Here is a 23,375-nt window from a genome sequence, read left to right as displayed (position 1 = left end):
CGACAGCCGACAGCCGACAGCCGACAGGAGGTTATGCGACGCCGCGTCGCCGCCGGGCGCGCAGGACGGCGTCCACCGACAGCAGCGGCGCCCCCGCCAGGATGAGCGGGATCCAGCCCATGAGGTAGGGCAGGTCGTTGCCGTAGTAGTAGGGGTCGGCGGCCCAGCTCACGGTCAGCCACAGGCTGAGCGAGATCAGCGCGCCGCCGAGGGCGGCGATCCGGGTGAGCAGGCCGAGCAGGGCGCCGATCCCGACGGCCAGCTCACCGAAGGCGATGGCGTACCCGAAGCCGACGGGGCTCTCCAGCGCCATGTCGACCAGCCCGGGGACGGCGGAGGAGTCCCGGACGGCGCGCATCATGTCGCCGATCGATCCGGCCCCCGAGCCCTTCAGGAAGGCGCTGTCGGTGAGCTTGTCGAGACCGGCGTAGACGAAGGTGACGCCGAGGAAGATCCGCAGGGGCAGCAGGGCGTAGCGGGCGGCGCGGTCCCGCAGGTCGCCGTCGCCGTCTCTGTCGGGACGGGGGGAGTACGTGTCTGCGCGCGTGCCGTGCGTCATCTCGTCCGCTGCCTCTCACTGCCGGGCCCACCTGGACAGACCGAACGTACGGCACCCGGCGCCGCTTGAACCCGGCCGACAGCGTTTTCTCAGGAAGCGGCCGGCCCCCGGCGCCCGGCCGCTCAGGGCTCCTCCGTCCACTCCGGCCCCTCCGGCGTTCTCTCCCGGCCCTTCGCCCTCCGGCCCTGTCCCCTTCCGGCCGGTCCGGCCCCTCCGCTCCGGCCGCTACTCGGTGACGTCGATGGCGTACCGGTTGGTCTCGACGCCGGCCGCCGTGACGACCTGCACCTCGACCCGGCCGGGCTCCACCTCCGCGGGCACGGGCACCGTCAGCAGGTCGTCGGCGGGGTTGTCGAAGCCGCCCACCACCGGCACCAGCGGCACATGGACGTTCACCGCGCCGACCCGTACCACCATGCGCGCCAGCCGGTCGGCGCCCTGCGCTCCGGCCGGTACGAAGCCGGTGCCCCGGATCTCGATGTCGTCGCCGGTCCGGATCGGCCCGTCCAGGTCACCGGCCTCCCGGGCCCGCACCACCGACAGGATCACCGGGCGCCCGCCCTCGGCGTACTTGCCCGCGAGGTAGGTGCCCGCCGACACCAGCACCACCACGGCCAGCCCCCACGGCAGGTCCGGCAGCTGGTCCGGCCGGCGCGCCAGCCGTACCGCCGCGAACGCCAGGGCGACGGCGTTGATCACGACGTACTGGATGTCGGCGAAGGAGCCCCGCCCGGAGTCGTCGGTGAGCAGGTCCGCCGCCCTGGGCCGGTGGGCGCGCACCTTCTGCAGCCGCTGCCCCTGCACCCGCAGCCCGACCACGCGGCGCACCAGCACCGCGATACCGCTCACCACCGCCAGCACCGTCACCACACCGGCGCCGCGGGCGAGGTCGAGCCCGTCGATCAGCGCGTCCCGCTCCCGGGGCCCGGAGGCCGCGGCGAGCCTCCCCACCAGCACGAGCACCGCGAAGGCGAGGAACAGCACCCAGGAGCCTGCGACCGCACGGGACGTGGAGAGGCGGTTGTCCTCCCCGACGACCGGGGCCAGCGCACCACCACGCGCCCGGTGGAACCAGGACGCCGCGGTGAGCGCCCCCGCGACCAGCACCGCGGCCAGCAGCCCGGCCGTGCGGGCGCTGGTCCACCCGGCGCCGATCGCGGTGAGCGCCTGCCCGAGCAGCAGCAGGACGACGCACGCCCAGACCACCACGGCGGTCCGCCGCCACAGCCGGGCCAGCCAGGCCGCGCCCTCGGCCCGGCCGCGTTCGGCGACGGCCTCGGCGGCCTGGGCGAGTTCCTCGGAGACCCACTGCCGGGAGGCGGACGGGGAGTGGGCCACCGCGGCCGGAAGGCCCTGCCCGGTGGCGTACTCGTCCCGCTTCAGCAGGAACGCGGCGACCGCGCGCCGATGTCCTTCACGCGCCCCGTGCGGACAGTCCCCGCAGGTGCAGCCGCCCTCGTGGGCGGCCGCGTCCGCGCCGCCCTGTCTCGCCTCCTGCACCGCCACGCCCGCAGCCGCCTTCCCCACACCCGACATCTCGACACACCACCACGACCGGCGTCGGTGACCGCGTCGGCGGCCACCGGACAACTCCCCCGTGACGAGAGCGAATTGTGCCCTACGACACGGCCCTGCCGTTCCCCGGGCCCGGTCGCCACGGGTGAACCCGCGGGCGCCGGGTTGACGCACCCCACCCGGCGGCGGACACCGCGCGCTCAGTCCAGCAGATCGGGCTCGCTGCGGGTGATGTCCCGCCACATGGGCTGGTAGTTGATCCACGCCACCAGGTCCCCGCCCAACTGCTCCCGGGTGGCGACCGCCTGCCGGTGGTCGATCCGCACGGGCCGGCCCGCCGCCCGCGCGGTGAGCTGCACCTGGCAGGAGCGTTCCATGGTCACGAACCACCAGGCCGCCGCGTCCACCGAGTCGCCCACGGTGAGCAGCCCGTGGTTGCGCAGCACCAGCGCCTTGCGGGAGCCGAGCGCGGCGGCGATGCGCCGGCCCTCCTCGGGGTCGACGGTGACCGAGGTGTAGGCGTCGTAGAGGGCGTGGTCCTCGTAGAAGGCACAGCTCTCCTGGGTGATCGGGTCGAGCAGCTCGCCGAGGGCGGCGAGGGCGCGGCCGTGCACCGAGTGGCAGTGGGCGACGGCGACGACGTCGGGCCGGGCCGCGTGCACCTGGGCGTGGACGGCGAAGGCGGCCTGGTTGACGTGGTGCCCGCCCTCGACGACCTGACCGTCCTGGTTGGCGAGCACCAGGTCGCTCACCGTGACGTGCCGGAACGGCATGCCGAACGGGTTGACCCAGAAGCAGTCGCTGAACTCCGGGTCGCGTGCGGTGATGTGCCCGGAGACACCGTCCTCGTAGCCGAGCCGCCCGAACAGCCGCAGCGCTCCCGCCAGCCGCTCCTTGCGGTGCTTCCGCTCGTCCTCGACGGACTCGTGCATGGGCGGCATGGCGAACTGCAGCTTGTCGGTGGGCACCGGCAGGGGCGGAGTGGGCCCGTGCATGAGTCCTCCCGCGGGGGGGGTTCGCGTACGGGGCGGAAGTTACCCGTGGGCCGCGCCGTACGACAGCTCTGTTCCGTAACACCGGGTACCCGCGGATAACCGACAGAAGATGTCGGGTATCGGGGCCACACTCATCCCATGAGCACGAACACGGGCAGTACGGACACGGACGGCACGGGCACGAACGGCACGAACGGCACGAACAGGGACGGCACGGACACGAGGTCGGGCGACGGACTGAGCTGGCGGTCCTTCGCCGCGGCCGAGCCCGGGCTGGCGAGAACCGTCGAGGAGCGGTTCGCCGCCCACACCCACCACGTCCTCGCGACCCTGCGCAGGGACGGCTCGCCGCGCACGACGGGCCTGGAGGTCCGTTTCGTGGACGGGGAGCTGTGGTTCGGCATGATGCCGGACTCCCTGAAGGCGCTGGACCTGCGGCGCGACCCCCGTTTCGCGCTCCAGGCCAATCCGGGCGAGGGCACGACCATGGGCGGCGGTGACGTGCGGATCTCCGGCCGGGCGGCCGAGGTCCCGGAGGAGGACACGGGGACCCGGTCCAGGTACGCCGAAGAGGTGGAACCGCCGGAGCCGTTCCACCTCTTCCGCACCGAGATCACGGAGGTCGTACGGACCTCCGTGGAGGACGAGAAGTTCCTCGTCGTCCAGGTCTGGAAGCCCGGAGAGCCGGTGCGCACTCTCAAACGGACGTGACCGCGGGGACTACTCCCACTCGATGGTGCCCGGCGGCTTGGACGTGACGTCCAGCACGACCCGGTTGACGTCCCGCACCTCGTTGGTGATCCGGGTGGAGATCTTCCCGAGGACGTCGTACGGCAGCCGCGACCAGTCGGCGGTCATGGCGTCCTCGCTGGAGACCGGGCGCAGCACGATCGGGTGACCGTAGGTACGGCCGTCGCCCTGGACGCCGACGCTGCGGACGTCCGCGAGCAGCACCACCGGGCACTGCCAGATGTCCCGGTCCAGGCCGGCCGCGGTCAGCTCCTCGCGGGCGATGGCGTCGGCGTCGCGGAGCAGGTCGAGCCGCTCCTTGGTGACCCCGCCGACGATGCGGATGCCGAGGCCGGGGCCCGGGAAGGGCTGGCGGTGGACGATCTCCTCGGGCAGGCCGAGCTCCTGGCCGACCATCCGGACCTCGTCCTTGAACAGCTGGCGCAGCGGCTCGATCAGCTTGAACTCGAGGTCCTCGGGCAGGCCGCCCACGTTGTGGTGGGACTTGATGTTGGCGGTGCCGGTGCCGCCGCCGGACTCGACGACGTCCGGGTAGAGGGTGCCCTGCACCAGGAACTCCACCGCGGGGCCCTCGTCGGCGATGATCTCGGCCTGGGCCTGCTCGAAGACCCGGATGAACTCCCGGCCGATGATCTTCCGCTTCTCCTCGGGGTCGGAGACGCCCTTCAGGGCGGTGAGGAAGCGCTCCTCGGCGTCGACGACCTTCAGCTGGACGCCGGTGGCGGCGACGAAGTCCTTCTCGACCTGCTCGGTCTCGCCCTTGCGCATCAGGCCGTGGTCGACGTAGACGCAGGTCAGCTGCGAGCCGATGGCCTTCTGCACCAGGGCGGCCGCGACGGCGGAGTCCACACCGCCGGACAGGCCGCAGATGGCACGCTTGTCGCCGACCAGCTCGCGGATAGCGGCCACCTGCTCGTCGATGACGTTGCCGGTGGTCCAGTTCGGCTCGATGCCCGCGCCCCGGTACAGGAAGTGCTCCAGCACCTGCTGCCCGTGCGTGGAGTGCATCACCTCGGGGTGGTACTGGACGCCGTAGAGCTTCTTCTCGTCGTTCTCGAACGCGGCGACCGGCACGACGTCGGTGGACGCGGTGACGGTGAAGCCCTCGGGGGCGGCGGAGCAGGCGTCGCCGTGCGACATCCAGACCGCCTGCTCCTCGGGGGTGCCCTCGAAGAGGGTGGAGGAGTTCCGGGCGACGTGGAGGTCGGTGCGGCCGTACTCACGGGCGCCGGTGTTGTCCACCTGGCCGCCCAGGGTCTGCGCCATGAGCTGGAAGCCGTAGCACATGCCGAAGACGGGGACGCCTGCCTCGAAGAGCTCGCGGTCGAGGCGGGGGGCACCCTCCTCGTACACGGACGAGGGGCCGCCGGAGAGGATGATCGCCGCAGGGTTCTTGGCGAGGATGTCCGCGACCGGCATGGTGCTCGGCACGATCTCGCTGTAGACCCGCGCCTCGCGGACGCGACGGGCGATGAGCTGGGCGTACTGCGCGCCGAAGTCGACGACCAGGACGGTGTCGGGCGCGTTGGCAGCGGGAGTCGCTGATGACACGAGGTGCCTTCCGGCGGTGGGGAGGGGTCTTGTGCCTCCCGATTCTACCGAGGTGGCGGCGGGGTCGGTCCCGGACCGGGAACCGCCCGGCTCCGAAGACCCCCGTCTCAGCATCCGGCCGGGCTTTGGACCAACCCGCCCTGCCGGGCATACTGGCCGCATGCTCACGCACCCGACCTTCCTCTTTACCTATGGCACCCGGCCCGCCGGCTGCCATGGTCGTGCTGCTTGAGCAACTGACAAGCGACTTCCCAGGCGCCCCGGGCCGACAAGGTCCGGGGCGCCTGTCGTTTCCCGGACCGTTTCGCTCCGGAGGCTCCGCACCACCACTCACCGAGGAGCCCCGAGATGACCGCCACCACCACCGAGCCCACCGAGAAGACCGGCGCCCGCACCGCCGAGGCCGCCGAACTGATCAGCGACGCCCGCGAGCGGATCGACGCGCTCGACGACCGGATCATCGGTCTGGTGCAGGAACGGATGGCCGTGTCGGCCGTGATCCAGAAGGAACGGATCGCCTCCGGGGGCCGCCGGGTGAACCTCTCCCGCGAGATGGAGATCCTCGCCACCTACCGGAACGCCCTCGGCAAGCCGGGCACCGCGCTCGCCATGACCCTGCTGGAGCTGTGCCGGGGCAAGATCTGATTCCACGATCAGAATCCGCGTGTCCGGCGCTGAATCCGCGTTCCCGGCACTGAGGACGCGTTCCCGGTACTGAGGACGCGGGCACTGAAGGCGCGCTCCAGGTACTGACGTACGCATCGCCTCTCACCCGTCCGGCGCGTGACCGGCGGCCCGGACGGGTCGTTGGTACCGGTGTCCGCGCCAGCCAGGGGCGGGCCGGAGCAGCGCCACGCGTGGCTCGCCGGAGCGATGAGACGCACGGGTCATGCCGTACGTCGTGGGACCTCGCTCCGGACAGGTGACCGGGCGGCAGGGGACAGCCATTCCGGTCACGCGAGAAAACGGCCGGCTCCGGGGACGCCCGGAGCCGGCCGACGCATGTTCCGGCGCCGTTCGGCCGCGGGTCTCCCCCCGAGCGCGCACTCCCCTGTGACCCACATCACGTAAAGATTTCGTGAGAGTCAGGACAACCATCCGCGGGGCTCGGTGATCGAACTCACCGACATCTCAGGGATCACACCTGTGCGCCCCGCACGGAGGCGCTACCCCCCGTGTCGCGACCGCGCGGCACACCGGACTCACCGAGGTCTTCATGAAGCTTCGCCGCGCCCTGGCCGCAGCGGCCGCGACGGCAGCGATAGTCCCCGCCGCGCTGCTCGCGGCCCCGGCCGCCCACGCGACCGACCCCGCCCCCGCCACCTCCGCGAGCCGTTCCGCGGAGGACGGCACGACCGAGACCTCCGTCTCGGCCTCCCCGTCCACGACGGAGTCCACCGGCGCGCCGGAGACCGAGGAGACGCAGCCCGGCACCGACGCGACCTCGTCCGCGCCGGCCGGCCCGTCCGCGACCGTCTCCACCACCGCCTCGCCGTCGGCCGGCACCCCCACGCCGAGCCCGAGCGCGAGCACCCCGGTCGAGGAGGACCCCGAGCTCTGCGTCGACGAGGACGGCGAGAGCACCGCCGGGCTCAGCGAGGACCTCCGCAGCGGTCTGTCGGGCCTGCCCGAGACGGTCGTCGCGGGCAGCGGCTGGACCACGTTCTCCTTCGACGTCTCCAACCGGGGCGACGAGGAGATCAAGAACATCAAGCCGCTGATCGGCGTGGCCGCCATCGGCTGGGAGGACGCCCGGGACTACTCCGGCAAGATCACGGTCCAGGCGTACGACAAGGGCACCGGCAAGTGGAACACGCTCGCGGAGGCCGCGGGCGAGGGCGCCACCTTCGCCGCGTTCTCGCTCGGCGCGGGCCAGTCCGTCTCGTACCAGCTGCGGCTCTCCGTGAGCGGCCAGGTGCCGGACGCGCTCGGCCTCACCGGCGGTTTCGCCGAGTACGCGGACACCGAGGGCTGCTGGGTCGCCGACGACCCGAACGGCTGGCTCTACTTCTTCGACATCCTCGCGGCCGGCTCCGACGCCGGTGAGCCGGACGACGCCAAGCCGCAGACCGGCGGCGTCAAGGAGCTCGACAAGGTCAGCGAGGTGAAGGTCACCGGCAGCCTCGCCGAGACCGGCTCGAACTCCGCCCTGCCGGTGATCGGCCTGGTCGGCGGCGCCGCCGTCGTCGCCGGTGCCGGTGCGCTGGTCGTGGTCCGCCGGCGCAAGGCCGGTGCCGAGGCGTAACACGGCGCGCCCGCGCCTCGCGCGGCAACCCAGGACAAGAGGAAAGGACCTGAGCTCGGAGGGGGGCACAGGTCCTTTCCTCTTCGACGTGCGCCGGCCGTTCCCACGGCCGGCACCGCGCTACTTTTTCGGCGGCACCGTCGGCATCCCCAGGAACGGCAGCTTCAGCGCGCCGAACGCGTCCGCCGGGACGGCCGGGGCCTTCGGCTCGACCGGCGTCAGCCGCCGGTACTCCTCCCCCTGCGCCGGACGCGCGTCGGCCTCGCCCTTGTTGGGCCAGAACGACATCGCCCGCTCCGCCTGCGCCGTGATGGTCAGCGAGGGGTTGACCCCGAGGTTCGCGGAGACGGCCGCCCCGTCCACCACCGAGATGCCCGGGTGCCCGTACAGCCGGTGGTACGGGTCGATCACGCCGGTCTCACGGGAGTCGCCTATCGCGCAGCCACCGAGGAAGTGGGCGGTCAGCGGCATGCCCGTCAGCTCACCGACGTTGGAGCCCGCGAAGCCGTTGATCTCGGCGGCCAGCGTGGACGCGCCGTCGGTCGCCGCCTTGATCTGCTTGGGGTTCGGGGCGCCGTGGCCCTGTCGCGCGGTGAGCAGCCCGCGGCCGACCCCGGACGGCTTCAGGTACGTCGTCAGGGAGTTGTCCAGCGACTGCATCACCAGGCCGATGATGGTCCGCTCCGACCAGCGCCGGTTGGACAGCGACCGCAGCATCAGCCAGGGGTGCCGGGCCGCGTTGCCCAGCCAGCCCAGCACCCGGACCGCGCCCGAGGCGTTGTCGGCGTAGGGCACCTGGAGGATGGACAGCGAGCCCATCGAGTTGGAGCCCTTGCCGTAGCGGACCGGCTCTATGTGGGTGTTCTCGTCGGGGTGGATCGAGGACGTGATGGCCACCCCGCGGGTGAAGTCGGCCTTCGGTTCGCCGGTGGCCTTGCGGTAGCGGCGGTCGTCGGTCTGCGCGCCCACCAGGGCCTCGGAGTTGGTGCGGGTCATCTCGCCCAGCCGCTCCGAGAGGTGCGGGAGCTGCCCGCCCGTCCGCATCCGGTGCAGCAGCGTCTGGGTGCCGTAGGTGCCGGCCGCCAGCACGACCCGGCGGGCGGTGAAGGTGCGGCCCCTGCCCTTGCGGCGGTCGTGGGTCGGGAGGGTGGCGACGGCGAACCCGCCGCGCGAGTCCTCCGTCACCGACACGACCGTCGTCATCGGGTGCACGACCGCGCCGGCCTTCTCGGCGAGGTACAGGTAGTTCTCGTTCAGGGTGTTCTTCGCGCCGTGCCGGCAGCCGGTCATGCACTCGCCGCACTCGGCACAGGCCCGCCGCGAGGGCCCCGCGCCGCCGAAGTAGGGGTCGGGCACCTCCTGTCCCGGCTTCGCCTTCACCGTCCCGTCGGCGTCCTCGCCGTCGCCGAAGAACACCCCGACGGGCGCCATGTGGAAGGTGTCGCCCACACCCATCCGCTGGGCCGCCGCCTTCAGGTGCACGTCCGAGGGGGTCATCGTCGGGTTGAGCCGCACCCCGAGCATGCGCCGCGCCTGGTCGTAGTACGGCGCCAGCTCGTCCTGCCAGTCGGTGATGCCGCCCCACTGGGGGTCCTCGAAGAACGGCTTCGGCGGGACGTAGAGGGTGTTGGCGTAGTTCAGCGAACCGCCGCCCACGCCCGCGCCCGCCAGCACCATCACGTTGCCCAGCAGATGGATGCGCTGGATGCCGTACATGCCGAGCCTGGGTGCCCAGAGGTAGTTCTTCAGGTCCCAGGAGTTCTTCGGCAGGGACTCCCGGGTCCAGCGGCGGCCGGCCTCCAGCACGCCGACGCGGTAGCCCTTCTCGGTCAGCCGGAGCGCCGAGACCGAACCGCCGAAGCCCGATCCGACGACGAGGACGTCGTAGTCGTATCCGGCGTCGTCGTCCGGGGCGGGGGCGGGGTTCTCCTGTGACACGTGCTCTCCTCGTCGAAAGCTCTGCGGAAGCGGGGTGCCGGGGGCGGACCTGGCGGGAAGAACCGGCGGAAGGGCCGGGGCCTAGCGGAAACGGAACGCCTTCATCAGGCGCAGGCTGCGGCTCATGAAGGCCGCGTACTTCTCGTCGTCCATGCCGAGCGACGGCGCCATCGGCAGCACCCGCTGCTGGGCGACGGTCTGGGCCTCGGTGTACTTGAGGATCCCCTCGGAGCCGTGCCGGCGGCCGAGGCCGGAGTCCTTCATGCCGCCCATCGGGGACTGCACACTGCCGTACGCGGGCGCGTAGCCCTCGTTGACGTTCACCGTGCCGGTACGCAGACGGGCGGCGACCGCGCGGCCGCGCCGGGCGTCCTTCGTCCACACCGAGGAGTTCAGCCCGTACGGCGTGCCGTTGGCGCGCTCGACCGCCTCGTCCTCGGAGCAGAAGCGGTAGACCGAGACGACCGGGCCGAAGGTCTCCTCCGTGCACACGCTCATCGGGCTCTCGACGCCGTCGAGGATGGTCGGCTCGTAGAAGTAGGGGCCGATGTCCGGGCGCGCGGTACCGCCGGCGAGCACCTGGGCGCCCTTGGCGACGGCGTCCTCGACGTGCCGGGTCACCGCGTCCAGCTGGCGCTGCCCGACCAGGGAGCCCATGTCGGCGCCGTATGCGAGGGAGGTGCCCAGGCGCAGCGCCTTGGTGCGGGCGGCGAAGCGCTCCAGGAAGGCGTCGGCAACGGCCTCGTGGACGTAGAGCCGCTCGATGGAGATGCAGAGCTGGCCGGCGGAGGAGAAGCAGGCCCGGACGGCGCCGGCGGCGGCCTTGTCCAGGTCGGCGTCCTCCAGCACGAGCATGGCGTTCTTGCCGCCGAGTTCGAGGGAGACGCCGACCAGGCGGGCGGCGGCGCCCTGGGCGACCTCGCGGCCGGTGCGGGTGGAGCCGGTGAAGGAAACGTAGTCGGCGTGCCGGACGACCTCGGGGCCGACGACCGGGCCTTCGCCGAGGACCACCTGGAACACGTCGGCGGGCAGACCCGCCTCGATCAGCAGGTCACGGGCCCACAGTGCGGTCAGGCAGGTCTCCGTGTCGGGCTTCATCACGACGGCGTTGCCCGCGACGAGCGCCGGGAGCGCGTCGCCGACGGAGAGTTCGAGGGGGTAGTTCCAGGGCGCGATCTGGCCGATCACACCGCGCGGGTGGCGCAGTTCGGTGACCCTCGTCAGCACCGGCATGGCGCCCGCGTGCCGCTTGGGCCGCAGGTAGGCGGCGGCCCGGCGGCCGTAGTGGCGGGCGGCGACGGCGACCGCCTGCACCTCCTCGTGGGCGTGCAGGCGGGCCTTGCCGGTCTCCAGCTGGATCAGGTCGAGCACCTCGGCCTGGCGGCCGAGCACCAGGTCGTGGAAGCGCAGCAGCACGGCGGCGCGGTCCCGGACGGGGATCTGCGCCCACACGGCCTGGGCGGCGCGGGCCGCCTCGTACGCCTTCGCCACGTCCTCGGGTGTCGACTCGGGGAGGTCGGCGAGCTTCTCGCCGGTGAAGGGCGTGTGGTTGGCGGTGCGGCCGGAGCCCACCACGCCCTTGGTCAGCTGGGCGATCAGCTCCGGCGTGACCACGTCGGCAGCGGTGCGTGCGCCCTGGGGGGCGGGGGCCAGGGGATTGGTGCCGGTGGTTGCCCGGGTCTGCGCGTCCGTCATGAGGCGCAGGGTATGCCCGGGCGCACACTTTGTGTACCCGTCGGTAACAGATTCCCGCAGGCCTCACACAACGCCAGTGAACGCTGGCAACGCACCCGCTGATCAGCACGTTGCCCTCACGCCCGCCCGGGACCCCTGTGATCCCGGTCCGCTCCCGGCCGGACTCGGACCACCACGGGACGGGGCGGGACCTGGTCCCGACTCCCGTGGGAGGTGGGACGGGTCACCTCTTGTGGACGTCCCAGGTGTCGAAGACCGTGCGGGCGATCTCGCGGCCGTCCTCGGCGAAGTAGCCCTTCGCCGGGTGGACGACCCACAGGCGGTACATGTCGCCGGCCGTGTTCCGGTAGTACAGGACCTGGGCCTCACGCTCCAGCGGCGGCGTGGTGGTCGTGGTGAAGACGATCGTGTTCGTCGCCGCGTCCCGGTCCTCGTACGTCGTCTCCCGCGGTCGCCCCTGCGGCGCGGGCCTGTCGGCGATGCCCCAGGAGAACTCGCCGTCCTTCAGCTCGTTCCAGTGGGCGAACGCCTCTTCGGACGCGGACGCCGGGAGCTGGTTGTCCTTGTCGTCGGCCTTCAGGTCGCGGTCGGTCTCGATCCGCACCGTCCCGCTCGGGTCGGTGAAGCCGACCACGGTGCCGTCCCAGTCGTCGGCGGGCTCGTCCTTCACGAAGCCCTCCGGCACCGCCAGGGTGACGCCCACCCGGTCCCCGAGGTCGTGCCGCTTCCAGCCGTCGGGCAGCGGTCCCGCGAAGGGGTCCACGACCACCAGGGTCACCGCGACGGCCGCCGCGACCACCGCCGCGCCCAGGCCCAGCAGCGTCTTGCGGCCGATCCGGATGCCGCCCTGCCGCCCCGGGACGGGCATCGCGGCCACCTGCGTGGGCTGCGGGGCGGGCGGGTTGGCGGCCGCCTCCAGCGCGGCACGCACCTGGGCCGCGTTCGGGCGGCGCGCCGGGTCCTTCTGCAGCAGCCCGGTGATGACCTCGGCGAGCGGCCCCTGTGCGGAGGCGGGCGGCGCCGGCACGGCGTTGAGGACGGACTGCAGCGTCGCGGGGGTGTTGCTGCGGCGGAACGGCGAGACGCCCTCCGTCGCCGCGTACAGCACGACGCCGAGCGACCACAGGTCCGAGGCGGGTCCGGGCCGCTGGCCCAGCACCCGCTCGGGGGCGATGTACTCGGGCGAGCCGACGAAACCGCCGGTGTCGGTCAGGTTGGTCTCGCCCTCGATCTGGGCGATGCCGAAGTCCGTGAGGACGACCCGGTCGTACCGGCCGAGCAGCACGTTGTCCGGCTTGACGTCCCGGTGCAGGATGCCCGCCGCGTGCGCCGCCTCCAGCGCGCCGAGGACCTCCAGGCCCACCCGGGCGGCCTCCCGCACGGAGAGGGTGCCCTCCTCCTGGAGCACCGCGCCCAGCGAGCGGCCCTGGACGAGTTCCATGACGATCCACGGCCGGCCGTCGACCACCGCGACGTCGTGGACGTTGACCACGGCGGGGTGGTCGAGCCGGGCGGCGGCGCGGGCCTCGCGCCGCATGCGCTCGGAGGCGTTGGCCCGTTCACGTTCGGGAAGGTGCTCCGGGACGCGGGGCTCCTTCACGGCGACCTCGCGGTCCACCGTCTCGTCCTTGGCGCGCCAGACCGTGCCCATGCCGCCGTGCCCGAGCTTGGCGAGCAGCCGGTAGCGGCCGGCGATGAGCCGCCCGGCCCCGGGATCGGCCGCCGCCGGACCGGAGGGGTCCTGCCCGCGCGCCGGGCCGGGTCCGGACTGCCGCGGATCCTGCCCGCGCCCGCCGTCCTGTCCCCGACCGCCGTCCGGTTCCCGCACGCCGTCCCGCGCCGGATGCCGCGGCCGGTCGTGCGCGTGCGGCTCGTCGCCACCCTGCGGCGGGACGACGACGGTCGGCGCCGCGTACGGATTGCCGGGGTGCGGCACGGCCGCCGGCGGTTTCGGGTTGGGCGGTTGCAGACCAAAACTGGTCGGCTCTTCGGCCCCGTTGCGGGCTCCCCCGTCACTGCTCATGGGTCCATCCATATCGTGCCGGACCGTCACGCTTCCACAGCGGGCCGCCACCGGTCACAGACCCGTGACCCATGACGGGCCTTATGCCGTCTTCATGGCGCTATGCGGCGGAGGGTGAGGCGTCGTCAGGTGTCCCGGAGGTGCCCGGTGACGCCGAACCGCCGGACTCCGTCGAAGTGGGCGGGGTGCCGGCGCCGGCCTCGGTCGGCCCCGTCCGCGAGGGCACCGGCCGCTGCGGGGTGGTGGTGGAGGGCGGCCGGGGTCCGGGGGCCGGCTCGGTCACGGGTGTGTCCGGAACCGTGGTCGTCGGCGTGCCGCCCCCGTCACCGTCGCGGTCCTGCAGCAGCAGCGCCCCCGCCGACACCCCCGCCCCGGCCATCGCGGCCACCACCAGCGCCGCGACCAGCGCGCCCCGGGTGGGCTGGCGCCGTACGGTACGCCCCTCGGGCGGGCCCGGCGGGCCGGCGACCGGCACCTCCCGCCACACCGGCAGCCGCCTGCGGGGCGGGTCGCGGTCCGGAAGCAGGTCGAGCGGGGCGGTGGCGGGCGTGCGGCCGGTCGCCAGGAACGCCCGTAACATCCGTTCGGCCCGGTCGGCGTCCAGCCGGCGGTCCGGGTCGCGCTCCAGCAGGCCGAGGACCACCGGCAGGATCGGCCCGGCCTGCGCGGGCGGGCGGATCTCGTCGACCACCACCGCGTGCAGCACACCGCTCAGAGAGTCCCGCCGGAACGGCGACTCGCCGCTGAGCGCCTCACAGAGCAGCGCTCCCAGCGACCACAGGTCCGACTCCGGCCCGGTCCGCGCGCCCGACATCCGCTCGGGGGCGGTGTACTCGGGCGAGCCGACGAACATGCCGCTCTCGGTGAGCGTGGTCGAGCCGGGCATCTGCGCGATGCCGAAGTCGGTGAGCAGCACCCGGTCGGTGCCGTTCTCCAGCAGCACGTTGGCGGGCTTGAGGTCGCGGTGCAGCACACCGGCGGTGTGGGCGGCACGCAGCGCGCCCAGCAGGTCGACGCCGATCCGCGCCGCCTCCGCCGCGCCCACCGGCCCGTCGGCGGCGATACGGTCCGCGAGGGACGGCCCATCGATCAACTCCAGCACGATGTACGGCCGTTCGTCGTCCTCGACGACGTCGTGCACGACGATGATGTTCGGGTGGCTGAGCTGGGCGAGCGCGCGTGCCTCCCGCAGGGTGCGGTCACGCTGCCGCCGAGCGTCGGCCGCGGTGAGCGTCTCGTCGAAGGGCAGCTCCTTCACCGCGACACCCCGGCCCAGCAGTTGGTCGGTGGCCCGCCAGACCACGCCCATGCCGCCGCGCCCGAGCTGTCCCTGAAGACGGTAACGACCCGCGATGACGCGGGCGTTGTCCCCGTCGTTCCCGTTGTCCGGCTCCCCCTCGGTCACCATGCGCCCATCATGCCCCACCGGATGTGTTCGCTCCGGTACGGCGATTCGGCCAACGGGCGCACGTCCGCGCACGCCGGGGGCGTCAGGGCTCGCGCCAGCCCTTCAGGATGGTCTCGAACTGCTCCCGGGTGGTCTCCCAGTCCTCGGCGGGAGCGGCCATGTAGAAGGCGTACTCGACGCCGTCGCGCGTGATGTACATCTGGTCGATCGCCCGGTAGGGACCGGGGAACTCGGTGTCCTTGGCCAGCGCGGTCCAGCTGTACTCCAGGCGCGCGGCCTCACGGTCGCGGTACGTGAGCCGCTGCAGGTCCACTCGCCGGTAGTCGACCAGCCGCCGGCCGACCTGCTGGTCGAGGTCGCCCAGGTGCTCGTACGGGTCGTCGAAGTCGGGGGCGTCGTCGGCGGCGATGCGCAGGAAGTGCTTGCCGCCGTCGGGCGTGTAGTCGACCTGCCGGGTCTCCTCGTCGAACACCACCCGCTCCCAGTCCTCACCGGGCAGCACGACGCTGAAACCGAACGGGTCGGTCCGGCGCACCCAGCCCTCGGGCAGGCCGCCCGCGGCGGTCGCGCCCTGGTCCGACGCGTCCGGCGACGGGGTCGGGCGGGCATCGGCGGTCCCGGTCGGGCCAGCCGTGGTGCGGTCCCGTTCCCCGTGCTGCTGGAGCACCACCGCCGTGCCCCCGCCGATGATGGCGGCCAGCGCGACGACCAGGGCGACCGTCCGCGCGCGCGTGCGCCGGCGCGACACGGCCGGCGGCCCGTACGGCGCCTGCACGGACGTCTGCCCACCGCCCCGAGCATGTTGCCGGGTCCCGGCGCCGCCCGGGTACGGCGGTGCCACGGCGCCGGTGTGCTGCCCCGGCGTGGGTGGGCGCGGCACGCGCGCGTCGACGGCCTCGGTCGGCACGTACTCCTGCGCCGCCCGCGGTCTGCGTCCCTCCGCGGCCTCGGCGAGCATCTGCTCGGTCTGCGCCGCGTCGGGACGGGTGGCCGGATCCTTCCGCAGAAGTGCGCTGATGACGGGCGCGAGCGGGCCCGCGTGCTGCGGCGGCTCGGCCTCCTCCTCGACGACGGCCTGCATGGTGGTGATCGGCGAGGTGCGGCGGAACGGCGACAGGCCCTCCACCGCCGTGTACAGCGTCGCGCCGAGCGCCCACAGGTCGGACGCGGGGCCGGGGTCGTGGCCGCGGACCCGCTCGGGCGCCAGGTAGTCGACGGAACCGACGACCTCACCGGTGCGGGTGATCGCCGTGTCGCCGTCTATCTGCGCGATGCCGAAGTCGGTGAGCAGCACCCGGCCGTCCCGGCCGAGCAGCACGTTGCCGGGCTTGACGTCGCGGTGCAGGACACCGGCGGCGTGCGCGGCGCGCAGGGCGCGCAGCACCCACAGGCCGATGCGGGCGGCCTCGCGGGGCTCGACGCGCTCGCACTCCTTCACCGCGTCGGCCAGCGAGTGACCCTCGACCAGCTCCATGACGATCCACGGCCGGGCGTCGTGCTCCAGCACGTCGTGCACGGTGACGACGGCGGAGTGGTTGATCCGCGCGGCGGCGCGCGCCTCCGCGCGGGTACGTGCCAGCAGGGTGGCCTGTTCGCTGTCGGAGACGTAGAGCGCCGCGGTCAGTTCCTTGATGGCGACGGACCGGTGCAGCACCTCGTCGTGCGCACGCCACACCCGGCCCATGCCACCGTTCCCGATGGATTCGCCGAGTCGGTAGCGGCCCGCGACGAGCGAGCCCTGCATCTGATTCACGTTGCCCCGCAATGGTCTTGACAGGGTCAGGGTAGGTACCCGGGACCCTTCCTGGGAACGGAGGGGGTGCCAAGGAGACCGCACTGTGATGGTTCGTGGTGCCCTCTCCGCGGTGCCGCGCTAAGAGCCGGCCCGCCCGGCCGTCTCCCTCTCTACCTGCGCCTTCTCCTCCGCTTCGGCCCCGGCGGTTCAGCCGGTGAACCGGTACGTCGCGGCCGCCTGTTCGTAGAGCCGTGTCACCTCGTCCCGCTCGCTCTCCGGTCCGCGCACCTGCACCACGTGGTAGCGGCCGTCGATCAGCGCGGCGAGGTTGCGCACGTACAGCTCGCCCGCGTCGCCGGTCCAGGTGAACTGGCCCTCGGCCATGGTCCGTCCGCCCACCTCGATGGTCTTCAGCCCGGTGGAGGTGGCCCAGCTGGAGTCGCGGTACGGCTGGAGCTCACGCTCGGTGTCCCGCTGGTAGGCCATGGGGTCGCCACCGAACTGCTGGGCGCTGTCCCGGCCCGGCACCACGATGAGCTCGAAGTCGCCCTTGCGGTACACGACCTGCCCGCTGCCGTTCTTCGCGGTACGCTGCCAGCCCTCGGCGACGGCGACGCTGAAGCCCTCCGGGTCCTTGCGCAACGTGAAGCCGTCGGCGGCCTCGGGGCGGGTGGTCTGGGTCTCCGCCGTGCCCGCCGACTCCTCCGGGCTGCTCTTCGGGCTGTCCCCGGCGCTCGGCGAACCGGCGTCGCCCGACGGGCTCGGCGCGCCGCCGGTGCCGCCGTCGGCAGCCGTGCGGTCGGACGACGGCGACCCGGAGGTCTTCTCGCCGGCCTTCGGCATGAACAGCATCGCGTACGCGATCGCCGCCGCCAGCGCGAGCAGCACCAGCAGAAGAAGGGTACGGCCGAGGCTGCGCGGTGAACCGCCGCGCGGCGCGGCCCGCTTGTGGCGTCCGTGCTGCGCGGGGAGCCCGGCGCGCCGTCTGCGCACCAGCTCGCCCCGGCGCCGTATGACGGGCAGACGGCGGGCGTCGACCGGCGGGGCCGTGACGACGTTCAGGCCCGCCTCCGGTTCGGGCGCCGAACGCACCAGCGACCGCAGCCAGCCGCGCAGCTCCTCGAAGTCCGGTCGCTCGGTGGGGTCCTGGCGCAGCAGGGACTCCACGACCGGCCGCAGCGGGCCGCACTCCTCGGCGAAGGCGGGCGGCTCGGCGCAGACCATCTGCACCAGCTCGGCCGTCGACTCCTCCGGGTAGGGCGCGTGCCCCTGCACGGCACGGAACAGCAGGGCGCCCAGCGCCCACAGGTCGGTGGCGGGCCCGATGGGCGCGGCGAGCTGCCAGTTCTCGTGCACGGGGCCGGCCTGTTCCGGTGCCCAGCGCTCGGTGACGGCGCCGACGACGGCCATCCGGGCCTGCCGGGCGCGCTCGGCGGCCAGCGCGGTGGCCGGCCCCCGGCGCGCGGGGGCGGTCCGCGCCGCCGGGCCGTCCCAGCGGGCACCCGGGGCGGCGGTGGCACCGGTCGTCCCGGCGGGGGCGGCGGGCGCGGGGAGGGCGGGGGTGGCGCCCGTGTCCGTGCCGATGCGAGGGGTGGCACCGTGCCAGCCGGAGGCGGCCACCCCGTAGGGGTCGGCTATCTGTCCCGGCGGCGTCTGCCCGGTGCCCTCGTCGGGGGCGGGCCGGGCGCCGGGCAGGGCGGCGCGGGTGCCCTGCTGGGCCTCCTGGATCCGGGCCGCGGCGCGGGCGCCCGCCCGGTAGGCGGCGATGGCCCCGGCACGTGCCGCCCGGACGTCGCCCGCGCTGTCGAGGGCGCGGGGCGCGACCACGGGCGACAGGTCGCCCGGTGCGCCGGACCGGCCGCCGTCCGGCAGCCGGCCGGCCCGGGCCTCGATGGCCGCACGGCGCGCCGCGTCCGGATCGGGGTCGGCGGTGAACCCGGGCGGCCAGGCCGGTCCGCGTCCGCCGTCCGTCCCGGGGCCGCCCGCCGGGCCCAGCGCCTCGAGCGCGGTGCTCGGCTCCGGCTCGTCGTCGGGCGGCGGCACCGGGTCGTAGCCGCACAGCGCCTCCTCGGCGGCGCCGACAGCCAGCCCGGTGAGCATCACCCGGCCGTCGTCGCAGACCAGCACCGTGCGCGCGGTGATGTTGCGGTGCACCCAGCCGTGCGTGTGCAGCACCCTGAGGGCCGTGAGCACGTCGGAGGCGACCTCGGCGGCCCGGTACGGCGACAGCGGCTTCTCGGCGAGCAGCGCGGCCAGCGGGCGCGCGGCGACGTACTCGCTGACGATCCACAGCGAACCGCCCTCCGCGAACACGTCGAAGACCTGGTCGAGTCGGGGATGGTCGGGCAGGGCGGCCGCGGCCTGCGCGGCCTCAACGGCGCGCCGCACCACCGGGTCGGCGGGCCGCCGCGCGGCCCCCCGGGCGCCGCCGGGCGCGGATCCGCCGCGGCGCGCGCTCCCGTCCCGGGCGGTGAAACCGTCGGGCAGCCCTTCGGCGTCCAGCACCTCGGCCTCGACGACCTCCGGCAACGGCACCTGCCGCACCAGGACCTCGGAACCGCTGTAGGTGTCGAAGGCCCGGGTCTCGGTCAGTTCGTACTCGTCGGAGGGGGGCAGGGGCAGGCGGTAGCGGTCGGCGAGAACCCGTCCCGCATAGTCGTCCACGATGCCTCCCCCGGCACTACGGTCGGTCAGTTCCGCTCTCCGGACGGGCCGTTCCGGTTCCGTACGGTCCGCAACCACTCACGATACGTGCCGGAGGCAACCCGCAGAGAGGGGATGCCACATCTGGTTCCCCGATCCGCGGGCCGGTCACGCTCAGGACTTCGGCCGGAACGTCTCCGTCAGCGTCCGCCAGGTGTTCCGGCGCTGCTCGCCGTCCCACGCGTCGGCCCTGGCCGTGTACATCAGCCCGTACCCCAGGCCGTCGTTGACGACGGTGCCCCGGTCGACGGAGCGGAACGTGGTCCCGCCGTCGACGTAGGTGAACTCCCAGTCGGCCGTCTTCCAGCCGCGGTACTCCACCGCCACGATCCGTATGCGCTTGTACTGAGGACGCACCATGGCGCCCTCCTGGTTCTTCCAGTCGGCGACCGGGTCGTCCTTGGGCGTGGTGGTCCAGCCGATGAGCAGCTTCTGTCCGTCCGGCCCTGTGAAGCGGTCCCCGGCCCCGTCCGACGACTTGTACTTCCAGCCCGCGGGCAGGCCGATCGAGTAGCCCTGCTTCCCCTTGTACGTCGTGTACGGCTCGGGCTTCGTCGCGCCGCCGTCGGCCGAGCCGCCGGCGCCCGCGCCCGGGCCCGTCCCGGTGCTGTCCGGGGTGGCTCCCCCGGTCGCTCCCGTGCCGGACGACGCGGTGGCCGAACCGTCGGTGCCGGTGCCGTCCTTGTCGTCGTTCCTGGTGTCGGCGCTCGGGGTGCTTCCGGCGGTGGTGCGGTCGCCGGTGCCGCCCTGGGCGCCCTTGCCGTCCTCGTCGCCGCCGCCGAGCGTCAGGGCGAGCACGGTGCCGATCACGGCGAGGACCACGACCAACGCGATGACGACCAGAGTGCGGCGCGGCACCACGTCGGTGATCGGGGCGCGTGGCGCGGGCCGGGCGGGCAGGTCCGGCGGGGTCATCACGGGCCAGCCCGAACTGCGGCCGCCGGAGTCGGCGTTGCGGTGGGCACCCGTCTGGGGTACGGCGTCCGCGGCGGGACCGGTGGCGGTGGACGGCGCGGGGGCGGCAGCACCGGCGCCGGACGCGCGGGTCGCCGCGTCGGGCGCCGAAGCGGCCGTGCTGCCGCCGGACTTGGTGCGGGCGGCGCCCGCCGCGCCGGCCCCCACGGCGGCCTTGCGCACGGAGCGCAGGGCGCCGCGCAGCTTCTCCGCGGCCTCCTCGCCCCGCTTGGGGCCGGCATCGCGCTCGTCGGGCTGCTCGGGCAGCGGCACCACACGGGTGGCGTCCGACGGCTGCCCGTCGGAGCCCTTGGTGTCGGGTGCCGCGATGACGGCGCTCAGCATGGCCCGCGCGGCCCGGTCGTCGAGGCGCTGGGCGGGATCCTTGTTCAGCAGGCCGTGGATGACGTCCCTGAGCGGTCCGGCGTTCTTCGGCTCCTCGAGCGGCTCGGTCATCACCGCCGTGAGCGTCGCGATCGCGGAGCCCTTGTCGTACGGCGGGGAGCCCTCGACCGCCGCGTAGAGCAGTCCGCCGAGGGACCACAGGTCGGCGGCCGGTCCGGGCTTGTGACCGCGGGCCCGCTCCGGGGAGATGTAGGAGGGGGCGCCGACGAGCATGCCCGTCGAGGTGATGGAGGGGTCGCCCTCGACCTGGGCGATGCCGAAGTCGGTGAGCACGACCCGGCCGTCCTCCGCGATCAGCACGTTCGACGGCTTCACGTCACGGTGCAGGATGCCCTCGCGGTGCGCCGACCGCAGCACGTCGAGCACGGCGAGTCCGACCTCGGCCGCGCGGCGCGGCTCCAGCAGGCCGTCCTCCCGGATGACCTCGGCGAGCGACTTGCCCTCGACGAGCTCCATGACGATCCAGGGCCGGTCGTCCTCCTGGACCACGTCGAAGACGGTCACGGCGCTGGTGTTCCGGATCCGCGCGATCGCCTTGGCCTCGCGCAGCGTCCGGGTGATCAGCCGCCGCTTCTCCTCGTCGTCGATGTTCCCCGGGAAGCGGAGCTCCTTGACGGCGACCGTGCGGCCCAGGGTTTCGTCCTCGGCCCGCCACACCGTCCCCATGCCGCCGCGGCCGAGCACGTCTCCCAGCCGGTACCGCCCGGCGAGGAGACGTGCGCTCTTGTCCTGACGGGATGTCCCCGCCCGCTCCGCCTCCGACATGCGTCCCCTCATGCAACCCGCCCTGACAGAGCCTTCATTGTCCCTCACCCGACAAGTGCTCGACGCCCAGGGTGCCCCTGTCCGCACACCGGACACGGCGGGCGGAGGGACCGGGGGAACGAAGTGTTCCCCACCCTGCCGGACGGGTCCCGACAAAGAGGGACCCTGAACCATGCGGTTTTGGACACAGATGGGCCGCCCTGCGTCACCCGGCGAGGCCGCCCGGCCGGCCGTCACCCCTGCTCCGGCCTCGTGTCCGTCCCGGCCCGACGTCCGACGCGGGTCCCGAAGAGGTCCGAGCCGTGGCCGACTTGTGCCCCCGTCACGCCCGCGACGACCACCGCTGCGACGAAGAACGCGACGAAGAACCGCGAAATCCCGGCTCTTACAGCGGCACGATGTCGGGCGCCCCCAGGCGGGCCGCGTCCGCCGTCAGGTCGTCGGGCTGCCGCTGTGACTCCCGCTCGGCCTCCACCCGCTTCTCGTAGTGCCGCACCTCGCGGTCGATCTGGCCGCTGTCCCAGCCCAGCACCGGCGCCATCAGTTCGGCGGCCTCGCGCGCGCTGCGCGTGCCCCGGTCGAAGGTCTCGATGGATATGCGGGTGCGCCGGGTCAGGACGTCCTCCAGGTGCCGCGCGCCCTCGTGCGAGGCGGCGTAGACGACCTCGGCCCGCAGGTAGTCGTCGGCGGCCCGCAGCGGCTCGCCCAGGGAGGGGTCGGCGGCGACGAGGTCCAGCACTTCCTCGGCGAGCGACCCGTACCGCTGGAGCAGATGCTCCACCCGGACCGGGTGCAGGCCGGTGCGGGCCGCCGTGCGGGCACGGGAGTTCCACAGCGCGTGGTAGCCCTCGGCGCCCACCAGCGGCGTGTCCTCGGTGACGCAGTCCGCCACGCGCAGGTCGAGCCCGTGCACCGCGGCGTCCACCGCGTCCTTGGCCATCACCCGGTACGTCGTGTACTTGCCGCCCGCCACCACGACCAGGCCGGGCACGGGGTGGGCGACGGTGTGCTCGCGGGACAGCTTGCTCGTGGCGTCCGACTCGCCCGCGAGCAGCGGCCGCAGCCCCGCGTAGACCCCTTCGACGTCGTCGCGCGTGAGGGGCACCGCGAGAACCGAGTTCACGTGCTCCAGGACGTAGTCGATGTCGGCGCTGGAGGCGGCCGGGTGGGCCTTGTCGAGGTCCCAGTCGGTGTCCGTGGTGCCGACGATCCAGTGCCGGCCCCAGGGGATGACGAACAACACGGACTTCTCGGTGCGCAGGATGAGCCCGGTGGTGGAGTGGATGCGGTCCTTGGGCACCACCAGGTGGACCCCCTTGGAGGCCCGTACGTGGAACTGGCCGCGCTCGCCGACCATGGCCTGGGTGTCGTCGGTCCACACCCCGGTGGCGTTGACCACCTGCTTGGCGCGGATCTCGTACTCGCCGCCGCCCTCCACGTCCTGCACCCGGGCGCCGACGACCCGCTCGCCCTCGCGCAGGAACGCCGTCACCCGGGCCCCGTTGGCGGTCTTCGCGCCGTAGGCCGCGGCGGTGCGCACGAGGTTCAGCACGAAGCGGGCGTCGTCCATCTGGGCGTCGTAGTACTGCAGGGCGCCGACCAGCGCGTCCTTCTTCAAGCAGGGAGCGACACGCAGGGCGTGACGACGGCTCAGGTGGCGGTGCACGGGCAGGCCCCGGCCGTGGCTGTGGGTCATCGCCATGGTGTCGTAGAGCGCGACGCCCGCACCGGCGTAGAGCCGCTCCCAGCCCTTGTGCTGGAGCGGGTAGAGGAACGGCACCGGCCGCACGAGGTGCGGGGCGAGCTTCTCCAGCAGCAGGCCGCGCTCCTTCAAAGCCTCACGGACCAGGGCGAAGTCGAGCATCTCCAGATAGCGCAGGCCGCCGTGGATCAGCTTGCTGGACCGACTGGACGTGCCCGCCGCCCAGTCACGGGCCTCGACCAGTCCGGTGGACAGGCCGCGCGTCACCGCGTCGAGCGCCGTGCCCGCACCGACCACTCCGCCGCCCACCACCAGCACGTCCAGCTCGCGCTCCGCCATGGACGCCAGTGATTCGGCGCGCTGCGCCGGACCCAGTGTCGCTGTCCTCACCGCTGCCTCCCGCTCATCGGTCGCATCGGCCGCACCCGTGGG

At 73.6% G+C, this 23,375-nt stretch carries 15 protein-coding genes; 3 read left to right on the top strand and 12 right to left on the bottom strand.

The window, feature by feature from the left end:
* Nucleotides 1-31 precede the first annotated feature (31 nt).
* The 3 genes from F3L20_RS03785 to F3L20_RS03770 form a co-directional block, all read right to left on the bottom strand.
* Nucleotides 32-559 (bottom strand): DoxX family protein, encoded by a 528-nt coding sequence (locus F3L20_RS03785; protein WP_150152183.1) that lies wholly within the window; start codon nt 557-559, stop codon nt 32-34.
* Between the two features lie 225 nt (nt 560-784).
* On the bottom strand, nt 785-2,065 hold the full coding sequence (locus F3L20_RS03780) for a hypothetical protein (protein WP_150152181.1): 1,281 nt from the start codon (nt 2,063-2,065) through the stop codon (nt 785-787).
* A gap of 209 nt (nt 2,066-2,274) precedes the next feature.
* The gene (locus F3L20_RS03770; protein WP_150152179.1) at nt 2,275-3,069 is read right to left on the bottom strand and encodes a class II aldolase/adducin family protein; all 795 of its coding nucleotides are present in this window, start codon (nt 3,067-3,069) and stop codon (nt 2,275-2,277) included.
* A gap of 138 nt (nt 3,070-3,207) precedes the next feature.
* Between F3L20_RS03770 and F3L20_RS03765 the strand changes: the two genes are divergently transcribed.
* Entirely contained in the window at nt 3,208-3,780 is a 573-nt protein-coding gene (locus tag F3L20_RS03765) for a pyridoxamine 5'-phosphate oxidase family protein (protein ID WP_150152177.1), read from the top strand.
* Between the two features lie 9 nt (nt 3,781-3,789).
* On the opposite strand, the gene guaA is transcribed toward F3L20_RS03765, so the two are convergent.
* On the bottom strand, nt 3,790-5,370 hold the full coding sequence (gene guaA, locus F3L20_RS03760; RefSeq protein WP_150152175.1) for a glutamine-hydrolyzing GMP synthase: 1,581 nt from the start codon (nt 5,368-5,370) through the stop codon (nt 3,790-3,792).
* 348 nt (nt 5,371-5,718) lie between these two features.
* On the opposite strand from guaA, the gene F3L20_RS03755 reads away from it, so the two are divergent.
* Complete coding sequence (locus tag F3L20_RS03755; protein ID WP_150152173.1) at nt 5,719-6,015, top strand: chorismate mutase; 297 nt, start codon at nt 5,719-5,721, stop codon at nt 6,013-6,015.
* A gap of 571 nt (nt 6,016-6,586) precedes the next feature.
* Complete coding sequence (locus F3L20_RS03750) at nt 6,587-7,615, top strand: LPXTG cell wall anchor domain-containing protein (RefSeq protein WP_150152171.1); 1,029 nt, start codon at nt 6,587-6,589, stop codon at nt 7,613-7,615.
* Between the two features lie 120 nt (nt 7,616-7,735).
* On the opposite strand, the gene F3L20_RS03745 is transcribed toward F3L20_RS03750, so the two are convergent.
* The 8 genes from F3L20_RS03745 to F3L20_RS03710 all read right to left on the bottom strand — a co-directional run bounded on the left by F3L20_RS03745 (nt 7,736) and on the right by F3L20_RS03710 (nt 23,333).
* Nucleotides 7,736-9,553: a GMC oxidoreductase gene (locus F3L20_RS03745; RefSeq protein ID WP_150152169.1), complete on the bottom strand. Its 1,818-nt coding sequence runs from the start codon at nt 9,551-9,553 to the stop codon at nt 7,736-7,738.
* 81 nt (nt 9,554-9,634) lie between these two features.
* The gene (locus F3L20_RS03740; RefSeq protein ID WP_150152167.1) at nt 9,635-11,248 is read right to left on the bottom strand and encodes a succinic semialdehyde dehydrogenase; all 1,614 of its coding nucleotides are present in this window, start codon (nt 11,246-11,248) and stop codon (nt 9,635-9,637) included.
* A gap of 223 nt (nt 11,249-11,471) precedes the next feature.
* Entirely contained in the window at nt 11,472-13,271 is a 1,800-nt protein-coding gene (locus F3L20_RS03735; protein ID WP_150152165.1) for a serine/threonine-protein kinase, read from the bottom strand.
* Between the two features lie 100 nt (nt 13,272-13,371).
* Complete coding sequence (locus F3L20_RS03730; RefSeq protein WP_150152163.1) at nt 13,372-14,679, bottom strand: serine/threonine-protein kinase; 1,308 nt, start codon at nt 14,677-14,679, stop codon at nt 13,372-13,374.
* Between the two features lie 82 nt (nt 14,680-14,761).
* Entirely contained in the window at nt 14,762-16,423 is a 1,662-nt protein-coding gene (locus F3L20_RS03725; protein WP_150152161.1) for a serine/threonine-protein kinase, read from the bottom strand.
* A gap of 198 nt (nt 16,424-16,621) precedes the next feature.
* Complete coding sequence (locus tag F3L20_RS03720; protein ID WP_150152159.1) at nt 16,622-19,078, bottom strand: protein kinase domain-containing protein; 2,457 nt, start codon at nt 19,076-19,078, stop codon at nt 16,622-16,624.
* A gap of 153 nt (nt 19,079-19,231) precedes the next feature.
* Entirely contained in the window at nt 19,232-21,241 is a 2,010-nt protein-coding gene (locus F3L20_RS03715) for a serine/threonine-protein kinase (protein WP_150157206.1), read from the bottom strand.
* Between the two features lie 385 nt (nt 21,242-21,626).
* Nucleotides 21,627-23,333 (bottom strand): glycerol-3-phosphate dehydrogenase/oxidase, encoded by a 1,707-nt coding sequence (locus F3L20_RS03710; RefSeq protein WP_150152157.1) that lies wholly within the window; start codon nt 23,331-23,333, stop codon nt 21,627-21,629.
* Nucleotides 23,334-23,375 lie beyond the last annotated feature (42 nt).

It is taken from the genome of Streptomyces tendae (assembly GCF_008632955.1).
GTDB lineage: Bacteria > Actinomycetota > Actinomycetes > Streptomycetales > Streptomycetaceae > Streptomyces.
The sequence above is the reverse complement of the archived record's forward strand: the minus strand, read 5'-3'. Positions and strand labels throughout refer to the sequence as shown.

Bases quoted from the DNA above. Each gene is read 5' to 3' on its own strand.
- F3L20_RS03785 (WP_150152183.1), bottom strand. From the start codon at position 559: ATGACGCACGGCACGCGCGCAGACACGTACTCCCCCCGTCCCGACAGA.
- F3L20_RS03770 (WP_150152179.1), bottom strand. From the start codon at position 3,069: ATGCACGGGCCCACTCCGCCCCTGCCGGTGCCCACCGACAAGCTGCAG.
- F3L20_RS03765 (WP_150152177.1), top strand. From the start codon at position 3,208: ATGAGCACGAACACGGGCAGTACGGACACGGACGGCACGGGCACGAAC.
- F3L20_RS03755 (WP_150152173.1), top strand. From the start codon at position 5,719: ATGACCGCCACCACCACCGAGCCCACCGAGAAGACCGGCGCCCGCACC.
- F3L20_RS03750 (WP_150152171.1), top strand. From the start codon at position 6,587: ATGAAGCTTCGCCGCGCCCTGGCCGCAGCGGCCGCGACGGCAGCGATA.
- F3L20_RS03740 (WP_150152167.1), bottom strand. From the start codon at position 11,248: ATGACGGACGCGCAGACCCGGGCAACCACCGGCACCAATCCCCTGGCC.
- F3L20_RS03735 (WP_150152165.1), bottom strand. From the start codon at position 13,271: ATGAGCAGTGACGGGGGAGCCCGCAACGGGGCCGAAGAGCCGACCAGT.
- F3L20_RS03730 (WP_150152163.1), bottom strand. From the start codon at position 14,679: ATGGTGACCGAGGGGGAGCCGGACAACGGGAACGACGGGGACAACGCC.
- F3L20_RS03725 (WP_150152161.1), bottom strand. From the start codon at position 16,423: ATGCAGGGCTCGCTCGTCGCGGGCCGCTACCGACTCGGCGAATCCATC.
- F3L20_RS03715 (WP_150157206.1), bottom strand. From the start codon at position 21,241: ATGTCGGAGGCGGAGCGGGCGGGGACATCCCGTCAGGACAAGAGCGCA.